Below are 15,397 nucleotides of genomic sequence, written 5' to 3'. Positions count from 1 at the left end.
AAGCCATCTAATCGCCGCTTAAAATAGGTGGCGAACTCCCTTTTAATTAAACTGTCTACTTTATAGGGTTCAGTTCAAAAAGAGCGAAGGGCGCTAGTTTTCTTCCAGTGACATTTAACCATATATCGTAAGTGGGGGAAGAAAGTTGAAGGGAGAAAACGGCGCCTGAAGCTAAATATAAAGAAAATTGGAGGGTCCGCTTAGCTCCGTTATATTCTAAAGGTAGTTGCCTCTTTAGTTAACTTAATTCTTTGGATATTGGGCTGTATAATACTCCTGACCTTCTTCATCTTCAATAATTCTATCTCCAACTTTTTTAAAGACTAACGATAGCCCGTTATCGGCTGTAATATTATATTTGTCCCCTTTTGTCTTTATTTCAGCATTTTTAAAGGTTAATTCAACGTCCTCTCCAGTACTTTTAGAAGTTTTTGAAATAATATCATCTAAACTTGTTTTTTCTCTCGCCTGTTTACTGTAACTTCCTAAAATAATGATTTCGTTTTCTATTAATGATCCGATCGTTTGGTTTTGCCGATTAGTAAATAAATTATCTTCAAAATCACTTTTATCTGCCGTAAACTCTCCTTTGTTTGTCTCCTGTTCTTCTGAACATCCAATTATAAAAATGAAGATTAGTAAAGAAAGGGTAAGAAAACTAAACTTCTTTAACATTTTAATACCTCCCTGTAAATGATTATTTAATTATACGATTCAAATGTAATTTCGTTTCTTTATTATTTGAATATTTTGTATTTTATTAGATTATGAGGTATATATTAGGAGGTGGAAGAAAAAAGAAAGACAAACCCGTCATTAGGTTTGTCTTTTTTGAAGTTATTTTGATTTTTTCGTTAAACGGCCTAATACAAATGCAGCTGCAGCGACGCCTAACACTGTATTTGTTTTTTTCGTAAATACTTGTTTTGTTACAAGATTTAAGTTTTGCGGACGTTCAGCTAAACGGCGCATGAAATATCCATACCAGTCGCTTCCGAAAGGTACATAAGTACAGAAATTATATCCTTCTTTTACAAGCTCTAATTGCATTTCTTTTCGGAAGCCGTAAAGCATTTGGAATTCAAATTTATCCTTCGAAATGTTGTGATCTTTTACAAATTGTTTTACATGGTTAATGACATTATGGTCATGTGTTGCAATCGATGTGAATTTACCATTTAGTAAATGATATTCAATTAACTCGATAAAGTTTAAATCGATATCGTGTTTTTCTTGGTAAGCGACATCTGCTGGTTCTTTATAAGCACCTTTTACAATTCGTAAGCGGTAGTTTTTATATTTTTCAATGTTTTCTTGTGCATTAAAGAAATAGGCTTGGATTACAGTACCAACATTATCGTAAGTTTCAGATATTTTATCTAACAAATCAAATGAAGGTTGAAGTCGTGCATAGTTTTCCATATCAAAGTTTACGTGCATATTATACTCAGCAGCTTTTCCAACGATCTCCATTAAGTTATCGTAACAAAAATCGTAATCGATATCTAAACCAAGTTGAGATGGTTTTAAGGAAATATGAGCATCTACGCCATTTTCATGAATTGCTTCGATAACTGCTAAAATTTGCTCTTTTGCTTTAGTTGCTTCAGATCTTTCATATACGAATTCACCAAGGTTGTCGACAGTACAAGAGATTCCTTGTGCATTTAATTCCTTCATGCTTTTGATTACTTCAGGAATGTTTGTACCTGCTACAACACTTTGTGCTCCTAATTTTAATCCGTATTTTTGAGCAGCGTTATTTAAAAATTGATTTTCAGATAAATTAATGAAAAAGTCACGTAAAATTGGCATAATTGTAACCTCATTTCTAATTTTTGAATAATTATAACATACATAAAATTAATATTATTGAATTGGGAATAATGAAAAAATTGTGAATTATTATTTTGATATTGAGTTTTTAATAATCTGCATTCGCTCATTAAATAGAGTAGGGTAACTTAAAAAGCCGATTAAAATACTGGATATCGCGGCTGTCGTTAATAAAGCGAAAATAATTAAAAGTTGAAATTGAACTGCTTGTACAGGATCCGCTCCCCCAATAATTTGTCCGCTCATCATACCAGGTAATTGCACAAGTCCGATGGTTTTTTGACTTTCGATTGTCGGAATCATACTTGCTCTAATGGCGTTGGTCAATTGATTGTGAATGGCTTGTTTAGGTGTACCTCCTAGAGATAAAATAAGTTCCACCTCATCACGACTAGCTTCAATTTCCGCAGTAAATCGATTTAAAAATAGTATGGATAAAACCATCGAGTTCCCAATTAACATCCCACTTATTGGAATAATATATTGGGCCGTAGCGGGAACGATGTGAAATCCTAACAATATCCCTTGAGTTACAGCCTCGATAACGATAAGAGTTAAGGCGATCTTCCATGTAATGCCCTTAATAGCTTTTCCTTTTTTTCTAGCATTTAACGTCGCAGTTCCAATCATCAGTGTAATCATTAATAAAATATAAATAATATGTTCTGAATCAAAAACAAATTTTAAAACGTAACCAACTGCAAGTAATTGAACAATCGAACGAACTGTTGCGATAATTGTATCCTTTTCAAGATCTAACTTTAAAGTTTTGGATAGGAGTAGCGGAATGAGTACGAATATTAATGTTAATGATAACGTCGTATAGGTCATAAATCTTGTACCCCGTTTACGAATTGTTGAATCCGTTCATTTGTTGACGTACTTAAAATCGTACTTTCTCCCGTTTCTAACAATTGACCTTCCATCATACTCCAAGTATAGTGTCCTATTCGTTTTGCCTGTTCAATATTATGGGTAATCCAAATCATAGTAACACCATATTTTTGATTAATTTTCAGAATTAATTGTTCAATTTCGTTAACAGACGTTGGATCGAGAGCGGATGTAATCTCATCTAATAAAAGGATTTTCGGACGATTTAATAATGACCGGGCAATGGAAATTTTTTTTTTTTGACCACCGGATAAATCTTCGGCTTGTCGATGTAAAAAAGTATGGTCTAATCCGACATCTTCTAAAAATGAAATAGCATCTTTTTCAGGCAATTTTTTATTTTGCAATGTAAAAGGTAATGAAAGATTGTGAAAAACAGTACCTCTTATAATAGGGGCGCTTTGTAGGGCAATACCTACACTTTTTCGAAGGTGTGTCGGTTCATAGGAATGAATAGGTTGATCTCCAATAAAAATATCTCCAGTTGTAGGAGAGATAAGTCCGTTGCACATTTTTAGAAGTGTAGATTTTCCAGCACCAGATGGTCCAACTAGGGTGGTAATTTTTCCTTTATAAAATTCGCCAGTAATGTTGTTTAAAATGGATAAATCATCAATCTCGTAAAAAACATTTTGAAATGAGATGGCAATTTCGTTTAATGAATTCATTTTTTTCTCCTAACAGTCAAATCTAAACTTATTATACCGGTAAATGTTAAGTTAACAAATAGTCATCCGAATACAAAAAAAGCTAACTCGTAAGATTTGGGGGCACGAGTTAGCTCAAATATATTGATAACTAGCTTGTTAAGGGGAACAAGGCTAGCAATCTACGAAAATGGAGAAAAGAAAATGAATTTGATATTTTTTCTGATCTTATAAAAGGAATTTTCAATTCATTGTGTTACTATATATAACATGATAATTGGTTAGAATGAAAAAATCAATATATTTTTAGTATTCCGTGTAAGAAAATATAACATAGAAACACGTATTGTGGCTGTATATCTATTAAAATAGTATTGGTGACGTTAACATAGCTTATTGATTTTCTTTAACACTGATGATTTTATTTAATGGTATAAGTTTTATGTGTCAGAAAAAATAACATTAAGTAATAAATTTTTGGTAAAAAATCGGATGAATCAATAACTCGTTTTTTGTTAAATAGTGTATACTATGACTAATTATGAAACTGGAAGAAGGGGCATCATATGAAATCGAATTATGCTGATGACAGCTTAACTTTACACACGGATCTTTACCAAATAAATATGGCGGAAAGCTATTGGGCAGATGGCATTCATAATCGTAAGTCGGTTTTTGAATTGTATTTTAGAAAACTACCTTTCGGAAATGGTTATGCTGTATTTGCAGGATTGGAACGAATCTTAGAGTATTTAAGAAATTTCCGTTTTTCGGAATCTGACATCGCATATTTATCTGAGGAATTAGGATATAAAGAGGATTTTATCGAGTACTTAAAAAATATTCGTTTTACTGGTTCTGTTTATTCGATGAAAGAAGGCGAATTAGTTTTTGCCAATGAGCCGATTATCCGAATTGAGGCGCCCCTTGTGGAAGCCCAATTAATCGAAACTGCACTATTAAATATTGTCAATTATCAAACGTTAATTGCGACAAAGGCGAGTCGCATTAAACAAATCATAAAAGATGAATCCGCGGCGGAATTTGGTTCACGTAGAGCGCAAGAAATGGATGCGGCGATTTGGGGGGCAAGGGCTGCTATTATAGGTGGGTTTGATTCTACTTCCAATGTCCGTGCAGGGAAACTATTTAATATCCCTATTTCAGGCACCCATGCCCATGCCATGGTACAAGCGTATAAAAGTGAGTATGATGCATTTCATTCTTATGCGAAACGACATAAAGATTGCGTGTTTTTAGTAGATACGTATAACACTTTAAAATCAGGAGTTCCGAATGCGATTCGAGTTGCTAAAGAATTGGGAGATAAAATTAATTTTATCGGTATTCGACTCGATAGCGGAGACATAGCCTTCTTATCAAAAGAGGCTAGACGAATGTTGGATGAAGCTGGTTTTACTGATGCAAAAATTATTGTCTCAAACGATTTAGACGAATATACGATTTTGAATTTAAAAGCTCAAGGGGCTAAAGTGGATTCATGGGGTATTGGTACGAAATTAATAACTGCCTATGACCAACCTGCCTTAGGTGCTGTTTATAAATTAGTCTCCATTGAAAATGAAGAAGGGGTTATGGAAGATACGATTAAAATTACGGCTAATGCGGAAAAAGTATCTACCCCTGGTTTAAAAAAGGTATACCGTATTATTAATCGTGTAAATGGGAAAGCGGAAGGCGATTATATTACGATGGCGGATGAAAATCCCCATGAAGAAGAACGAATTAAAATGTTCCATCCGGTGCATACGTTTATTTCGAAGTTTGTAACAAATTTTGAAGCGAAGGATCTCCATGTCAAAGTAATTGATGAAGGGGAATTTGTTTACGAAAGTCCCTCAGTAAAAGAAATGCAGCAATATGCCTTCGAAAATTTAGAGTTAATATGGGATGAATATAAACGATCGTTAAATCCGGAAGAATATCCAGTTGATTTAAGTCAAAAGTGTTGGGACAACAAGATGAGAAACATTCAAGAAGTTCGTAACATGATTCATGATAGTGAAATTCGCTAAAAGGAGTGGTATTTGTGGGAGAGTTGCAAAAACGGATTATTGAAGAATTAAAAGTGTTACCAGAGATTAATCCCCATGACGAGGTGCGAAAATCAGTTGACTTTCTAAAGGAATATGCAAAAAAACATTCTTTTTTGAAGGGCTTTGTCATTGCAGTAAGTGGTGGGCAAGATTCGACGTTGACAGGAAAGCTTATTCAAATAGCGGTAGATGAGTTGAATGAAGAAGCGGGAGAGCAAAAATATTCCACATTCGCTGTACGTCTTCCGTATGGTGTTCAAGCGGATGAAGATGATTGTCAAGATGCTATTGAGTTTATTCAACCGACTAAAGTATTCACGATAAATATTAAAAAAGCGGTTGATGCAAGTGTCAGCTCATTAGAAGAAGCTGGAGTTGTTTTGAGTGATTTTGCTAAAGGAAATGAAAAGGCCCGTGAACGAATGAAAGTACAATATTCTATTGCAGCTATGAATAACGCAGTTGTAGTAGGTACTGATCACGCCGCTGAAGCGGTAACAGGTTTTTATACGAAATACGGTGACGGTGGGGTCGACTTAACGCCTATTTTCCGTTTGAACAAACGTCAAGGAAAACAAATTTTAGCCTATTTAGGTTGCCCGGAACATTTATATTTAAAAACGCCTACAGCGGACTTAGAAGAAGATAGACCGGCTTTACCGGATGAGACGGCTTTAGGTGTAACCTATGAAGTGATTGATGATTACTTAGAAGGAAAAGAAGTACCAGAGGAATCTAAAAAGATTATTGAAGGTCACTACATCCGATCTCAACATAAACGTCATTTACCGATTACGATTTTTGATGATTTCTGGAAGTAACTTGTAGTTTATTAATTGGAGAAAAGATACGCGAGAATGTTTAAATTAAGCATTCTTGCGTTTTTGCTATTTGTTTTTCGATGTAAATTAAAAACTCTTTCAAGTTCGAAAGAGTATGTGAGGTGTGGGATAATGAGAACTTCTAGGGTTCAACCGACTCCGAGTGCTATTTTTCGAAATTCAAGACAGTATTTGCAATCTGGTGAACAGTTTTATCGTTTAATGGAAGATGGTGGCTACCATCCTTATGACCATCAGCGTGAACCTCAAAGAAGGAAAAAACAGAAGGATCAAGCAAAAGATGTTCAAAAGAGGGTGTTGAAGAAAACTTCAACAAAACTATTAGTAAAAGGGATGTATTTTGATACGGATTCTATTGCCTCTGTACAGAATAGTCTGTTAAAACGTTCAGCCACGATTAATTCCTCTTATAATAAAGTATCTCGTATTCAAACATACCGAACTTCGATTTAAAATAGCGGGTTTCTCAAATATCATTTTGGGAAACCTTTTTTTATTTTAAGTAAAAGATAGGGGGAAATGAATCTTTTGTATATTTTTGTAAAAAAATAGGTATATTCAATACTGTTAAGTTGTATTCCTTATAACTTATCGTTTATGCTTAAATATATTATGTGTAAATTCTGACTATTGAAATAGGAGGCTTAGCGTATGCATGGGCAAGTAGAAGCGATCATTGAAAATATAGAAAAAGTAATGATTGGTAAACGTGAAGTAGCTGAATTAAGTATCGTTGCACTACTCTCAGGAGGGCACGTATTACTAGAAGATGTACCGGGTGTAGGGAAAACGATGATGGTTAAAGCGCTAGCCAAATCTGTAAGTGCGGATTTTAAACGTATTCAATTTACTCCTGATTTATTACCTTCTGATGTAATTGGAGTTTCCATATACAATCCGAAATCTCTTCAATTTGAATTCCGTCCAGGACCTATTATGGGAAATATTATTTTGGCAGATGAAATTAACCGAACATCCCCTAAAACACAATCTGCGCTCCTTGAAAGTATGGAAGAAGCTTCCGTTACAATTGACGGAGAGACGTTGCAAATAAAAAGACCATTCTTTGTTATGGCTACTCAAAATCCTATTGAATATGAAGGGACATATCCTTTGCCGGAAGCCCAACTAGACAGATTTCTAATGAAAATTCAAATGGGTTACCCTACAGCTCAAGAAGAAGTGGAAGTGCTCCGACGTACAGTCAACTCAGAACCGATTGCCCATCTTAATCCGGTTATTACATTAGAAGAACTTCTTGCATTACAAGAAGAAGTAAGGAATGTTTTTGTGGAAGATTCGGTAAAAAGCTATATTGTGCAATTAGCAAGAGCGACAAGAAATGTTAGTGAAATTTATTTAGGAGTTAGTCCTCGAGCTTCTGTTGCCCTAATGAAAGCGTCGCAAGCCTATGCGAAAATACAAGGTCGGGACTATGTGAAACCGGATGATGTTCAATATTTAGCACCTTATGTATTTGGTCATCGCATTATTTTAAAACCTGAAGCGAGATATGAAGGTGTGACGACTGAGGGAATTATTCATCGAATCGTTGAAAAATCTGTTATTCCTATTCAGAGGTATGCGGAACGATGAAAAGACTGAAAAGGTTTTTAAATGGCGGTGGTCGTTTTATTATGATCCTATTACTGGCTGTTGCGTCCTTTAGTTACGCGATGTTTCAAGGTGGATTTGTCAGCTGGTTTGTCTTTTATTCGATTACACCATTTATTCTTTATTCGATTCTTTTAACCTTTATTCCTATCCGTATTGAAGAGGTACGTCGTGAAATAAAACCTTCCAAATTACGTCGAGGAGATTCTGCCGTGGTCACAGTCAGCTTTCGAAATAAAACGTGGTTTCCTTTAGTCTTTTTGACGGTGAAAGAATTAGGAATCGATAGCCAAAAGGTGACGTTGCATGAGAATTTTAGTCGCATCTATTTTGTCGGTTGGAAACGAAAGTTTGAGTGGACATATGAACTGAATGAGTTGGAGCGGGGGAAAATTCATTTTAAAGGTCTCCATCTTACGATTGCTGATTTTTTTGGATGGTCTATTCGACGTAAGGTAATTGAAGAAAGCACAACGATTATCGTTTTGCCTCGGGTAGTCGAAGTGAAATATAAACCACTACAAATGCAATTTGAACATGGTGGTGTCGTTTCGCCTTTCTCAATGGTAAAGGATACTTCCCTTGTGACGGGGATTCGTGATTATCAATCGGGGGATAAGTATTCTTGGATACATTGGAAATCCTTTGCTAAAAATGAAACGTTACGAACGAAGGAATTTGAGGATCGTCAAACGCAAGACCTATTTCTTACGATTGACCAATCATCTGTTAGGAACTTTGAATACGCGGTCGATTTAGCTGCCTCGATTTTACAAAGTGTTGTCCTTCATCATGGTGAAATTTCCTTTTTATCAACAGGTAAAAGACGTCGGTATTTCCCGAACTTAAAATCGCAAAATCAGCTGGAAGATGTCATGCAGCATCTAGCGGAAGTTGAGTCGAACCCAAAACAATCCATCGAAGCGGTTCTAGCCAATGAGATAGGGTTACTAAATTCGGCTACTTTAATGCTAATTACCGGAGAGTTTACAGAGCAGTTAAAAAGCTTTGTTATGAATAGTTCAAAATTTGCCTGCAATATAATTTGCTTTGTTGTAACGGATGAAAGTGGTCGGTTTACGGAATCACGTATGAAATTGACGAATGCCAAAATTATATATATTTCAAAAGATCGATTTGAAAATGTATTCACGGAGGTGATGAAGCCGTGAAAAAGAACTCTTTTAAATTAGTAGAATTAGCTCTTTATTATATTGTTATATTTTTTATTTTAAGAGAATGGCTTATCCCGATTATGGAGTTAACGAAAACGGGTTTTATCGGGTTAATCCTATTATTTGTAGCTATTTCTCTTCTGCTTAGTTTATTTCGAATTCATTTTATTATATCGTGGGTTGTGAAAATTGCTTATATAACTTGGTTCATTACCTTTATTTACGGTGGTGTATTCTTTTTTTCTACAGAAGGTATGTATTTTATCATCGATGATCTACAAGTTAATTTTGCAGCCCTTTTACAAGGAGATTGGCTAGGTATTACGAATCCGTTTCGAACATTTTTATTTTTCATTTTAATTTGGATGTTAGTTTATTTAATCCATCATTGGATTACGGTGCGGATGTCGATTTTTTATTTTCTAATATTGACGGTATTTTTCATTGCGACGTTGGATACGTTCACCCAATATGATGGTTCCTTTGCAATTGTAAAAGTGATGTTACTTGGATTGTTAATTACGTCCCTATTATTCTTGAAACGACTAGTAATCCAATCCAATAGTAAAATAAATTTAATCAAATATACAAAACTAATGGCACCTGTAGTCGTGTTGATAGGTGTTATTAGTATCATCGCAGTTCTATTGCCGAAGTCACCTCCTCAATGGCCAGATCCGGTTCCTTTTATTCAATCTGCTACCGGACAAGGTGAAGGAATCGAGGGTGAGGGTAATGGTATCTCGAAGGTTGGGTATGGTGAAAATGATAGTCGGTTAGGTGGATCCTTTGTTGCCGATGATACAGTCGTGTTTTTGGTGGAGTCAGAGACGAAGCAATATTGGCGAGTCGAAACAAAGGATATTTACACATCTAAAGGATGGGAACAGTCTAATTATTTTGATGGAGAATTATTGAATTTTGCACCTGATGAGACAATCCGACATTCTCTTCCTGTAGGGCCTGAAGAAAATACAAATATGGCAACCGTTCAAGTGTTATATCCATATAATTTCATTATCCAGCCGTATGGGATGAAATCGGTCGATATTGATGTGCCTAATTTTGATAATCAGACAGTTGAATTAATGATGGAAAGAAATACAGAAAAAATGCAAGTGTTAGTAAATCGGGGTGTAGTCCAATTAAATGAATTTACCGTTCAATATAGTAAACCGGTATATTTATATAGCGAACTACAAAATCCTACAGAACAAATCGATGCTTCCATTACAGAACGATATTTGCAATTACCTGAAACTCTTCCTGATAGAGTGAGAGAGTTGGCTGCAGAAATAGTCGAAGGAAGGGAACCCCCTTATGATCAAGCGAGGGCCATTGAGTTGTATTTTAGACAAAGTGGCTTTCGATATGACACGGAAGATGTAGCAGTCCCATCGGAAGAGCAAGATTACGTTGATCAATTTTTGTTTGAGACAAAAGTGGGGTATTGTGATAATTTTTCAACGGCGATGGTTGTGCTACTACGATCGGTTGGAATTCCGGCAAGGTGGGTAAAAGGATTTGCTGGGGGAGATGTAGTGGATAATAATGGTTCAATGAGTACTTACGAAATTACGAATAATCATGCCCATTCATGGGTAGAAGCTTACATTCCAAATGTAGGGTGGGTAAATTTTGAACCGACTATCGGATTTAACAGTACACGTTCCATCGACTTTGATATCGAAACGGATGTCGAACAACAAGACGAATTAGTAGCGGAAGAAGAAACTGAGCCAACTGAGGTAATTGAAGAAGAAAGGGAAGAACAACAACAATCCGCATCTCAAGGAAATACGTGGTTTACAAACGTTAAAGAGATGTTTGAACAAATAAAATTATTTGTAATCGCCTTAATTGTACTTCTTATTGTTGGGGCAGTACTTTTGTATAAATGGCGAGGTAAATGGTGGCCGAAAGTATATGTGAAATTGCAACGGCAGAAAAAGATTGATGAGTCGACCTTTGAATCATTTTATTTAAATTTGTTAAAACTTTTAGAAATGAAAGGATTCAAAAGAAAAGAAGGTCAAACGTTAGAAGCGTATGCAAAAGATGTGGATATGTATTATGAGACATATCATATGACGAACATAACGAAAGCTTACGAACAATTTATTTATGCGAAAAATTCTACGAACATTGACTTCGATAAAATGAGAGAAAGTTGGGAATATTTAATCAATCGCACTACTAGTTGATTTTCAATGATACAAAGGGTAGAATTTAGAAAAAATAATGATAGGCTGCCTTCATATAGGTCCGATAATATGGTTCGGATGTTTCTACTAAGTTACCTTAAATAACTTATCTATGAGGGCGGGTATAACTATGTCTATATATACCCGCCTTTTGTATCAAACAATGAACGCGTCAGAAAGGATTCTTTTTGAACGCGTTTTTTTTACAAAGGAAACGAGGAGCCTACAAATATTTAGAAGAGGTGTAAAGAAGCGTGACTACTCCGTTGTTAAAAGAACAGGAAAAAATTGTTGTACTTGATTTTGGAAGCCAATTTAACCAATTAATCACTCGCCGAATTCGTGAGTTCGGTGTTTTCTCAGAATTACATCCCCATACAATTACTGCCGAAGAAATTAAAGAAATGAACGCAACAGGTATTATTTTCTCTGGCGGACCAAATTCCGTTTATGATGAAAAAGCTTTTAAAGTTGATGAAGCTATTTTCGATTTAGGATTACCGATTTTAGGTATTTGCTACGGAATGCAATTAATGTCTTACGCTTTAGGTGGAAAAGTAGAAGGTGCTGACCACCGTGAATATGGGAAAGCGGAAATTAAAATAACGGCTGATAATAAATTATTTGGTGACCTTCCAAAAGAACAAGTTGTTTGGATGAGCCATGGTGATTTAGTTACAGAAGTACCTGCAGGTTTTGAAGTTATTGCAACAAGTGCATCATGTCCAATTTCAGCGATGCAAAATGTTGAGCGCGGATTCTATGCAGTACAATTCCATCCAGAAGTACGTCATTCTGTATATGGTAACGATATTTTACGCCAATTCGTTTTCGATATTTGTCATGCGAAGGGCGACTGGTCTATGGCCAACTTTATCGAATTAGAAATGAAAAAAATTCGTGAAAAAGTAGGGGACAAGCAAGTTCTTTGTGCATTATCAGGTGGAGTTGACTCTTCAGTTGTCGCGGTATTAATTCATAAAGCAATCGGTGATCAATTAACATGTATGTTTGTTGACCATAATTTAAACCGTAAAGGTGAAGTAGAGCAAGTAATGAAAACTTTCACGGAAGATTTCGATATGAAAGTTATCAAAATCGATGCCCGTGAACGATTCATGAACAAATTAAAAGGTGTATCTGATCCGGAGCAAAAACGTAAGATTATCGGTAATGAATTCATTTACGTATTTGATGAAGAGTCTTCGAAGTTAAAGGATATGGATTTCTTAGCTCAAGGTACCCTTTATACAGATATTATTGAGTCAGGTACAACGACTGCTCAAACAATTAAATCTCACCATAATGTTGGTGGTCTCCCTGAAGATATGAAATTCGAATTAATCGAACCATTAAATACATTATTTAAAGACGAAGTACGTGCTTTAGGTTTAGAGCTAGGTTTACCTGAGGAAATCGTATGGCGTCAACCATTCCCTGGTCCAGGTCTCGGAATCCGTGTACTTGGAGAAGTAACGGAAGAGAAGTTGGAAATTGTTCGTGAAGCGGACTATATTCTTCGTGAGGAAATTAAAAAAGCAGGTCTTGACCGAGATATTTGGCAATACTTCGCTGTTCTACCAGACATTCGTTCGGTAGGAGTTATGGGCGATGCACGTACTTATGATTACGCAGTAGGTATCCGTGCGGTAACTTCCATCGACGGAATGACATCTGACTGGGCACGTATCCCATGGGACGTACTAGAAAAAATCTCAGTCCGCATCGTTAATGAAGTAAAACACGTAAACCGCGTGCTGTATGATATTACATCTAAGCCACCAGCAACGATTGAGTGGGAATGATCAAAAAAAGAGAGCCTAATCATTCAGGCTCTCTTTTTATTTTAAGATAATAGATAAGGAATTCTAATAAATCATTTATTTTCTGTACGAATTACGAACTTTAATCTAAAAATATATAAAAATGTTCGTAAAAATGGTTGAAATTCATAAAATGAGATGATATATTACAGGAGTAAATTAAATATTTCGTCGTATAATGTCGAGGATATGGCTCGTGAGTTTCTACCAAGCTACCTTAAATAGCTTGACTACGATTTAAGATAAATGGAAGAATGCTATTTTTATATAGTTATTCTTGCGAATCGTAGACATGCAACTCTAAATAGGTGCGTGTCTTTTATTTTGCGAAAAAAGGATTAGATTGATTTCTTTTACGCATAATTTAAACACATGTATGAAGTTATATAATTCGAATGACATTACAGACGAGTAATTCGGAGGAAAAAATGAAAAAGTATTTTCAATTTGATGAACTAGGTACTTCATATGGTCGTGAAATATTAGGAGGTTTTACTACTTTCCTTGCAATGGCTTATATATTAGTAGTAAATCCTTTGACTTTAACGTTAAATGACGTAAAAGATCTTCCTGATGCTCTTCGTATGGATTATGGGGCAGTATTTGTTGCTACTGCAGTATCAGCTGCAATTGGGTGTTTCGTAATGGGGATTTTAGCAAAATATCCTTTAGCATTAGCACCTGGACTTGGGCTTAACGCGTTTTTTGCCTATACGGTAATATTAACAAACGGTAGTCCGTGGCAACATGCTTTAGCGGCAGTATTTATTTCAGGGGTATTCTTCTTAATATTAACGTTAACAGGTTTACGTGAAAAATTAATTAATGCCATTCCAATGCAATTGAAATTAGCTGTAGGTGCTGGAATTGGGTTGTTTGTTGCTTTTATTGGTTTCAAAAATGCTGGGATTATCGTAAGTAATCCAAATACGTTAGTAGGACTTGGAAATTTACATGACTCAACAGTTTTACTAGCGATATTTGGTATAGTCATTACTGTCATCTTAATGGTTCTTGGACTTAAAGGTGGCGTATTCTATGGTATGGTTATAACGGCTGTTGTTGGAATGATATTTGGACTTGTGGACTTACCAGAGAAAGTATTATCTGCTCCACCTAGTATTTCACCAACATTTGGATCATTGTTTAGTGCATTTTCTGATCCGGAATTTTATACATTATCAATGCTTTCTGTTATTTTGACTTTCTTATTTGTAGACTTCTTTGATAACGCTGGTACTCTTATGGCGGTAGCAAACCAAGCAGGCTTTGTAAAAGACAACCGTTTACCACGTGCGGGCAAAGCGTTAATTTCCGATTCTATCGCAACAATAGCTGGTTCTATCTTCGGTACTTCAACAGTAACATCATATGTTGAATCATCTTCAGGAGTAGCTGCCGGTGCTCGAACTGGTTTTGCTTCGATTGTAACGGGGATCTTATTCTTACTAGCATTATTCTTCTCACCAGTATTATCGGTCGTAACGAGTGCCGTTACTGCTCCAGCGCTTATTATTGTTGGTATATTAATGGTTTCCTCATTAGGACAAATTGATTGGAATCGTTTTGAATTAGCAGTTCCAGCTTTCCTTACAATGATTATGATGCCTTTGACTGGTTCCATTGCAACTGGTATCGCCGTAGGTTTCATTTTTTATCCATTAACAATGGTTGTAAAAGGTAGAGCTAAAGAAGTTAGTCTTATTATGTATATATTTGCTTTGATTTTCTTAGCATATCTTATAACTTTATAAAAACTTAGGTTGGAATGCGTAATGCTTCCAACCTTTTTTATTATAAGAAAAAAGACTGGATTGCTTGATCAAAACAGAGGGAAAGATAGAGTTTCTTCTATAATATAATAATTGTGTGTTTTAATTACATTAGTTTCTAATTATATTGAATTGTTTTACTTTTATATTTGACCTTGCATACGGAAGGTTGAGGTGATATAGTAATAAACGTTCTGTTGAAACAATACAAAACAACATCAAAAAATAATTGACACTACAACAATAATTTGTTATAGTAGATAAAATCTTCTCAAACGAAAGCAACGTTAGAAAAGTTGTTGACATGTAATTGTTAGTTTGATAAGATATAAAAGTTGCTGTTAATGAGCAACGAGATGAACCTTGAAAACTGAACAACAAAACGTTAATGAAATACAGTTTCGACTTAACAGTTGAAACGAAATTTTGGACATCATTATGATGCCAGCATAATTTGAGCTTTATCAAATTTTCTTTTATGGAGAGTTTGATCCTGGCTCAGGACGAACGCTGGCGGCGTGCCTAATACATGC

At 35.3% G+C, this 15,397-nt stretch carries 12 protein-coding genes, 1 rRNA gene and 2 riboswitches; of the genes, 9 read left to right on the top strand and 4 right to left on the bottom strand.

The window, feature by feature from the left end; genetic code table 11:
* Positions 1–243: 243 nt before the first annotated feature.
* The 4 genes from ACH0B5_RS16320 to ACH0B5_RS16305 all read right to left on the bottom strand — a co-directional run bounded on the left by ACH0B5_RS16320 (position 244) and on the right by ACH0B5_RS16305 (position 3,398).
* A complete protein-coding gene (locus ACH0B5_RS16320) occupies positions 244–675 on the bottom strand; it encodes a hypothetical protein (RefSeq protein ID WP_122972242.1) in 432 nt (143 codons plus the stop codon).
* A gap of 162 nt (positions 676–837) precedes the next feature.
* The gene (locus tag ACH0B5_RS16315; protein ID WP_122972243.1) at positions 838–1,815 is read right to left on the bottom strand and encodes a proline dehydrogenase family protein; all 978 of its coding nucleotides are present in this window, start codon (positions 1,813–1,815) and stop codon (positions 838–840) included.
* Between the two features lie 90 nt (positions 1,816–1,905).
* Positions 1,906–2,667, bottom strand: coding sequence for an ABC transporter permease (locus ACH0B5_RS16310; protein ID WP_341362767.1), 762 nt, complete (start codon positions 2,665–2,667; stop codon positions 1,906–1,908).
* Complete coding sequence (locus ACH0B5_RS16305) at positions 2,664–3,398, bottom strand: ABC transporter ATP-binding protein (RefSeq protein ID WP_406928138.1); 735 nt, start codon at positions 3,396–3,398, stop codon at positions 2,664–2,666. Before ACH0B5_RS16305 ends, ACH0B5_RS16310 begins: the two co-directional genes overlap by 4 nt.
* A gap of 545 nt (positions 3,399–3,943) precedes the next feature.
* Between ACH0B5_RS16305 and ACH0B5_RS16300 the strand changes: the two genes are divergently transcribed.
* From ACH0B5_RS16300 to ACH0B5_RS16260, 9 genes are all read left to right on the top strand, one after another.
* Positions 3,944–5,413: a nicotinate phosphoribosyltransferase gene (locus tag ACH0B5_RS16300; RefSeq protein ID WP_122972246.1), complete on the top strand. Its 1,470-nt coding sequence runs from the start codon at positions 3,944–3,946 to the stop codon at positions 5,411–5,413.
* A gap of 14 nt (positions 5,414–5,427) precedes the next feature.
* A complete protein-coding gene (nadE, locus tag ACH0B5_RS16295; protein WP_406928137.1) occupies positions 5,428–6,255 on the top strand; it encodes an ammonia-dependent NAD(+) synthetase in 828 nt (275 codons plus the stop codon).
* A gap of 132 nt (positions 6,256–6,387) precedes the next feature.
* Positions 6,388–6,729, top strand: a complete 342-nt coding sequence (locus ACH0B5_RS16290; protein ID WP_122972248.1) for a hypothetical protein — start codon at positions 6,388–6,390, stop codon at positions 6,727–6,729.
* A gap of 198 nt (positions 6,730–6,927) precedes the next feature.
* Positions 6,928–7,872, top strand: a complete 945-nt coding sequence (locus tag ACH0B5_RS16285; protein WP_122972249.1) for an AAA family ATPase — start codon at positions 6,928–6,930, stop codon at positions 7,870–7,872.
* Positions 7,869–9,062 carry a DUF58 domain-containing protein gene (locus ACH0B5_RS16280; protein ID WP_406928136.1) on the top strand — a complete coding sequence of 398 codons (1,194 nt, stop codon included), beginning with the start codon at positions 7,869–7,871 and terminating at the stop codon, positions 9,060–9,062. The genes ACH0B5_RS16285 and ACH0B5_RS16280 overlap by 4 nt, the downstream gene beginning before the upstream one ends.
* The gene (locus ACH0B5_RS16275; protein ID WP_406928135.1) at positions 9,059–11,269 is read left to right on the top strand and encodes a transglutaminase domain-containing protein; all 2,211 of its coding nucleotides are present in this window, start codon (positions 9,059–9,061) and stop codon (positions 11,267–11,269) included. The genes ACH0B5_RS16280 and ACH0B5_RS16275 overlap by 4 nt, the downstream gene beginning before the upstream one ends.
* A 31-nt stretch (positions 11,270–11,300) precedes the next feature.
* Positions 11,301–11,402: riboswitch (purine riboswitch) on the top strand.
* 121 nt (positions 11,403–11,523) lie between these two features.
* Positions 11,524–13,074 carry a glutamine-hydrolyzing GMP synthase gene (gene guaA, locus ACH0B5_RS16270; RefSeq protein WP_277749717.1) on the top strand — a complete coding sequence of 517 codons (1,551 nt, stop codon included), beginning with the start codon at positions 11,524–11,526 and terminating at the stop codon, positions 13,072–13,074.
* 169 nt (positions 13,075–13,243) lie between these two features.
* A riboswitch (purine riboswitch) is annotated at positions 13,244–13,345 on the top strand.
* Between the two features lie 175 nt (positions 13,346–13,520).
* Complete coding sequence (locus ACH0B5_RS16265) at positions 13,521–14,846, top strand: NCS2 family permease (RefSeq protein WP_406928134.1); 1,326 nt, start codon at positions 13,521–13,523, stop codon at positions 14,844–14,846.
* 493 nt (positions 14,847–15,339) lie between these two features.
* Positions 15,340–15,397 (top strand): 16S ribosomal RNA (locus ACH0B5_RS16260); the annotation flags it as partial.

It is taken from the genome of Ureibacillus sp. 179-F W5.1 NHS, assembly GCF_045369345.1.
In the GTDB taxonomy this organism is placed as follows: Bacteria; Bacillota; Bacilli; order Bacillales_A; family Planococcaceae; genus Ureibacillus; species Ureibacillus halotolerans.
Note: the sequence above shows the minus strand (reverse complement) of the source record. Positions and strands in the feature narration are given on the sequence as shown.

Coding starts and splice junctions, on each gene's coding strand:
- ACH0B5_RS16320 (WP_122972242.1), bottom strand. CDS start 675: ATGTTAAAGAAGTTTAGTTTTCTTACCCTTTCTTTACTAATCTTCATT.
- ACH0B5_RS16315 (WP_122972243.1), bottom strand. CDS start 1,815: ATGCCAATTTTACGTGACTTTTTCATTAATTTATCTGAAAATCAATTT.
- ACH0B5_RS16310 (WP_341362767.1), bottom strand. CDS start 2,667: ATGACCTATACGACGTTATCATTAACATTAATATTCGTACTCATTCCG.
- ACH0B5_RS16305 (WP_406928138.1), bottom strand. CDS start 3,398: ATGAATTCATTAAACGAAATTGCCATCTCATTTCAAAATGTTTTTTAC.
- ACH0B5_RS16300 (WP_122972246.1), top strand. CDS start 3,944: ATGAAATCGAATTATGCTGATGACAGCTTAACTTTACACACGGATCTT.
- ACH0B5_RS16290 (WP_122972248.1), top strand. CDS start 6,388: ATGAGAACTTCTAGGGTTCAACCGACTCCGAGTGCTATTTTTCGAAAT.
- ACH0B5_RS16285 (WP_122972249.1), top strand. CDS start 6,928: ATGCATGGGCAAGTAGAAGCGATCATTGAAAATATAGAAAAAGTAATG.
- ACH0B5_RS16280 (WP_406928136.1), top strand. CDS start 7,869: ATGAAAAGACTGAAAAGGTTTTTAAATGGCGGTGGTCGTTTTATTATG.
- ACH0B5_RS16265 (WP_406928134.1), top strand. CDS start 13,521: ATGAAAAAGTATTTTCAATTTGATGAACTAGGTACTTCATATGGTCGT.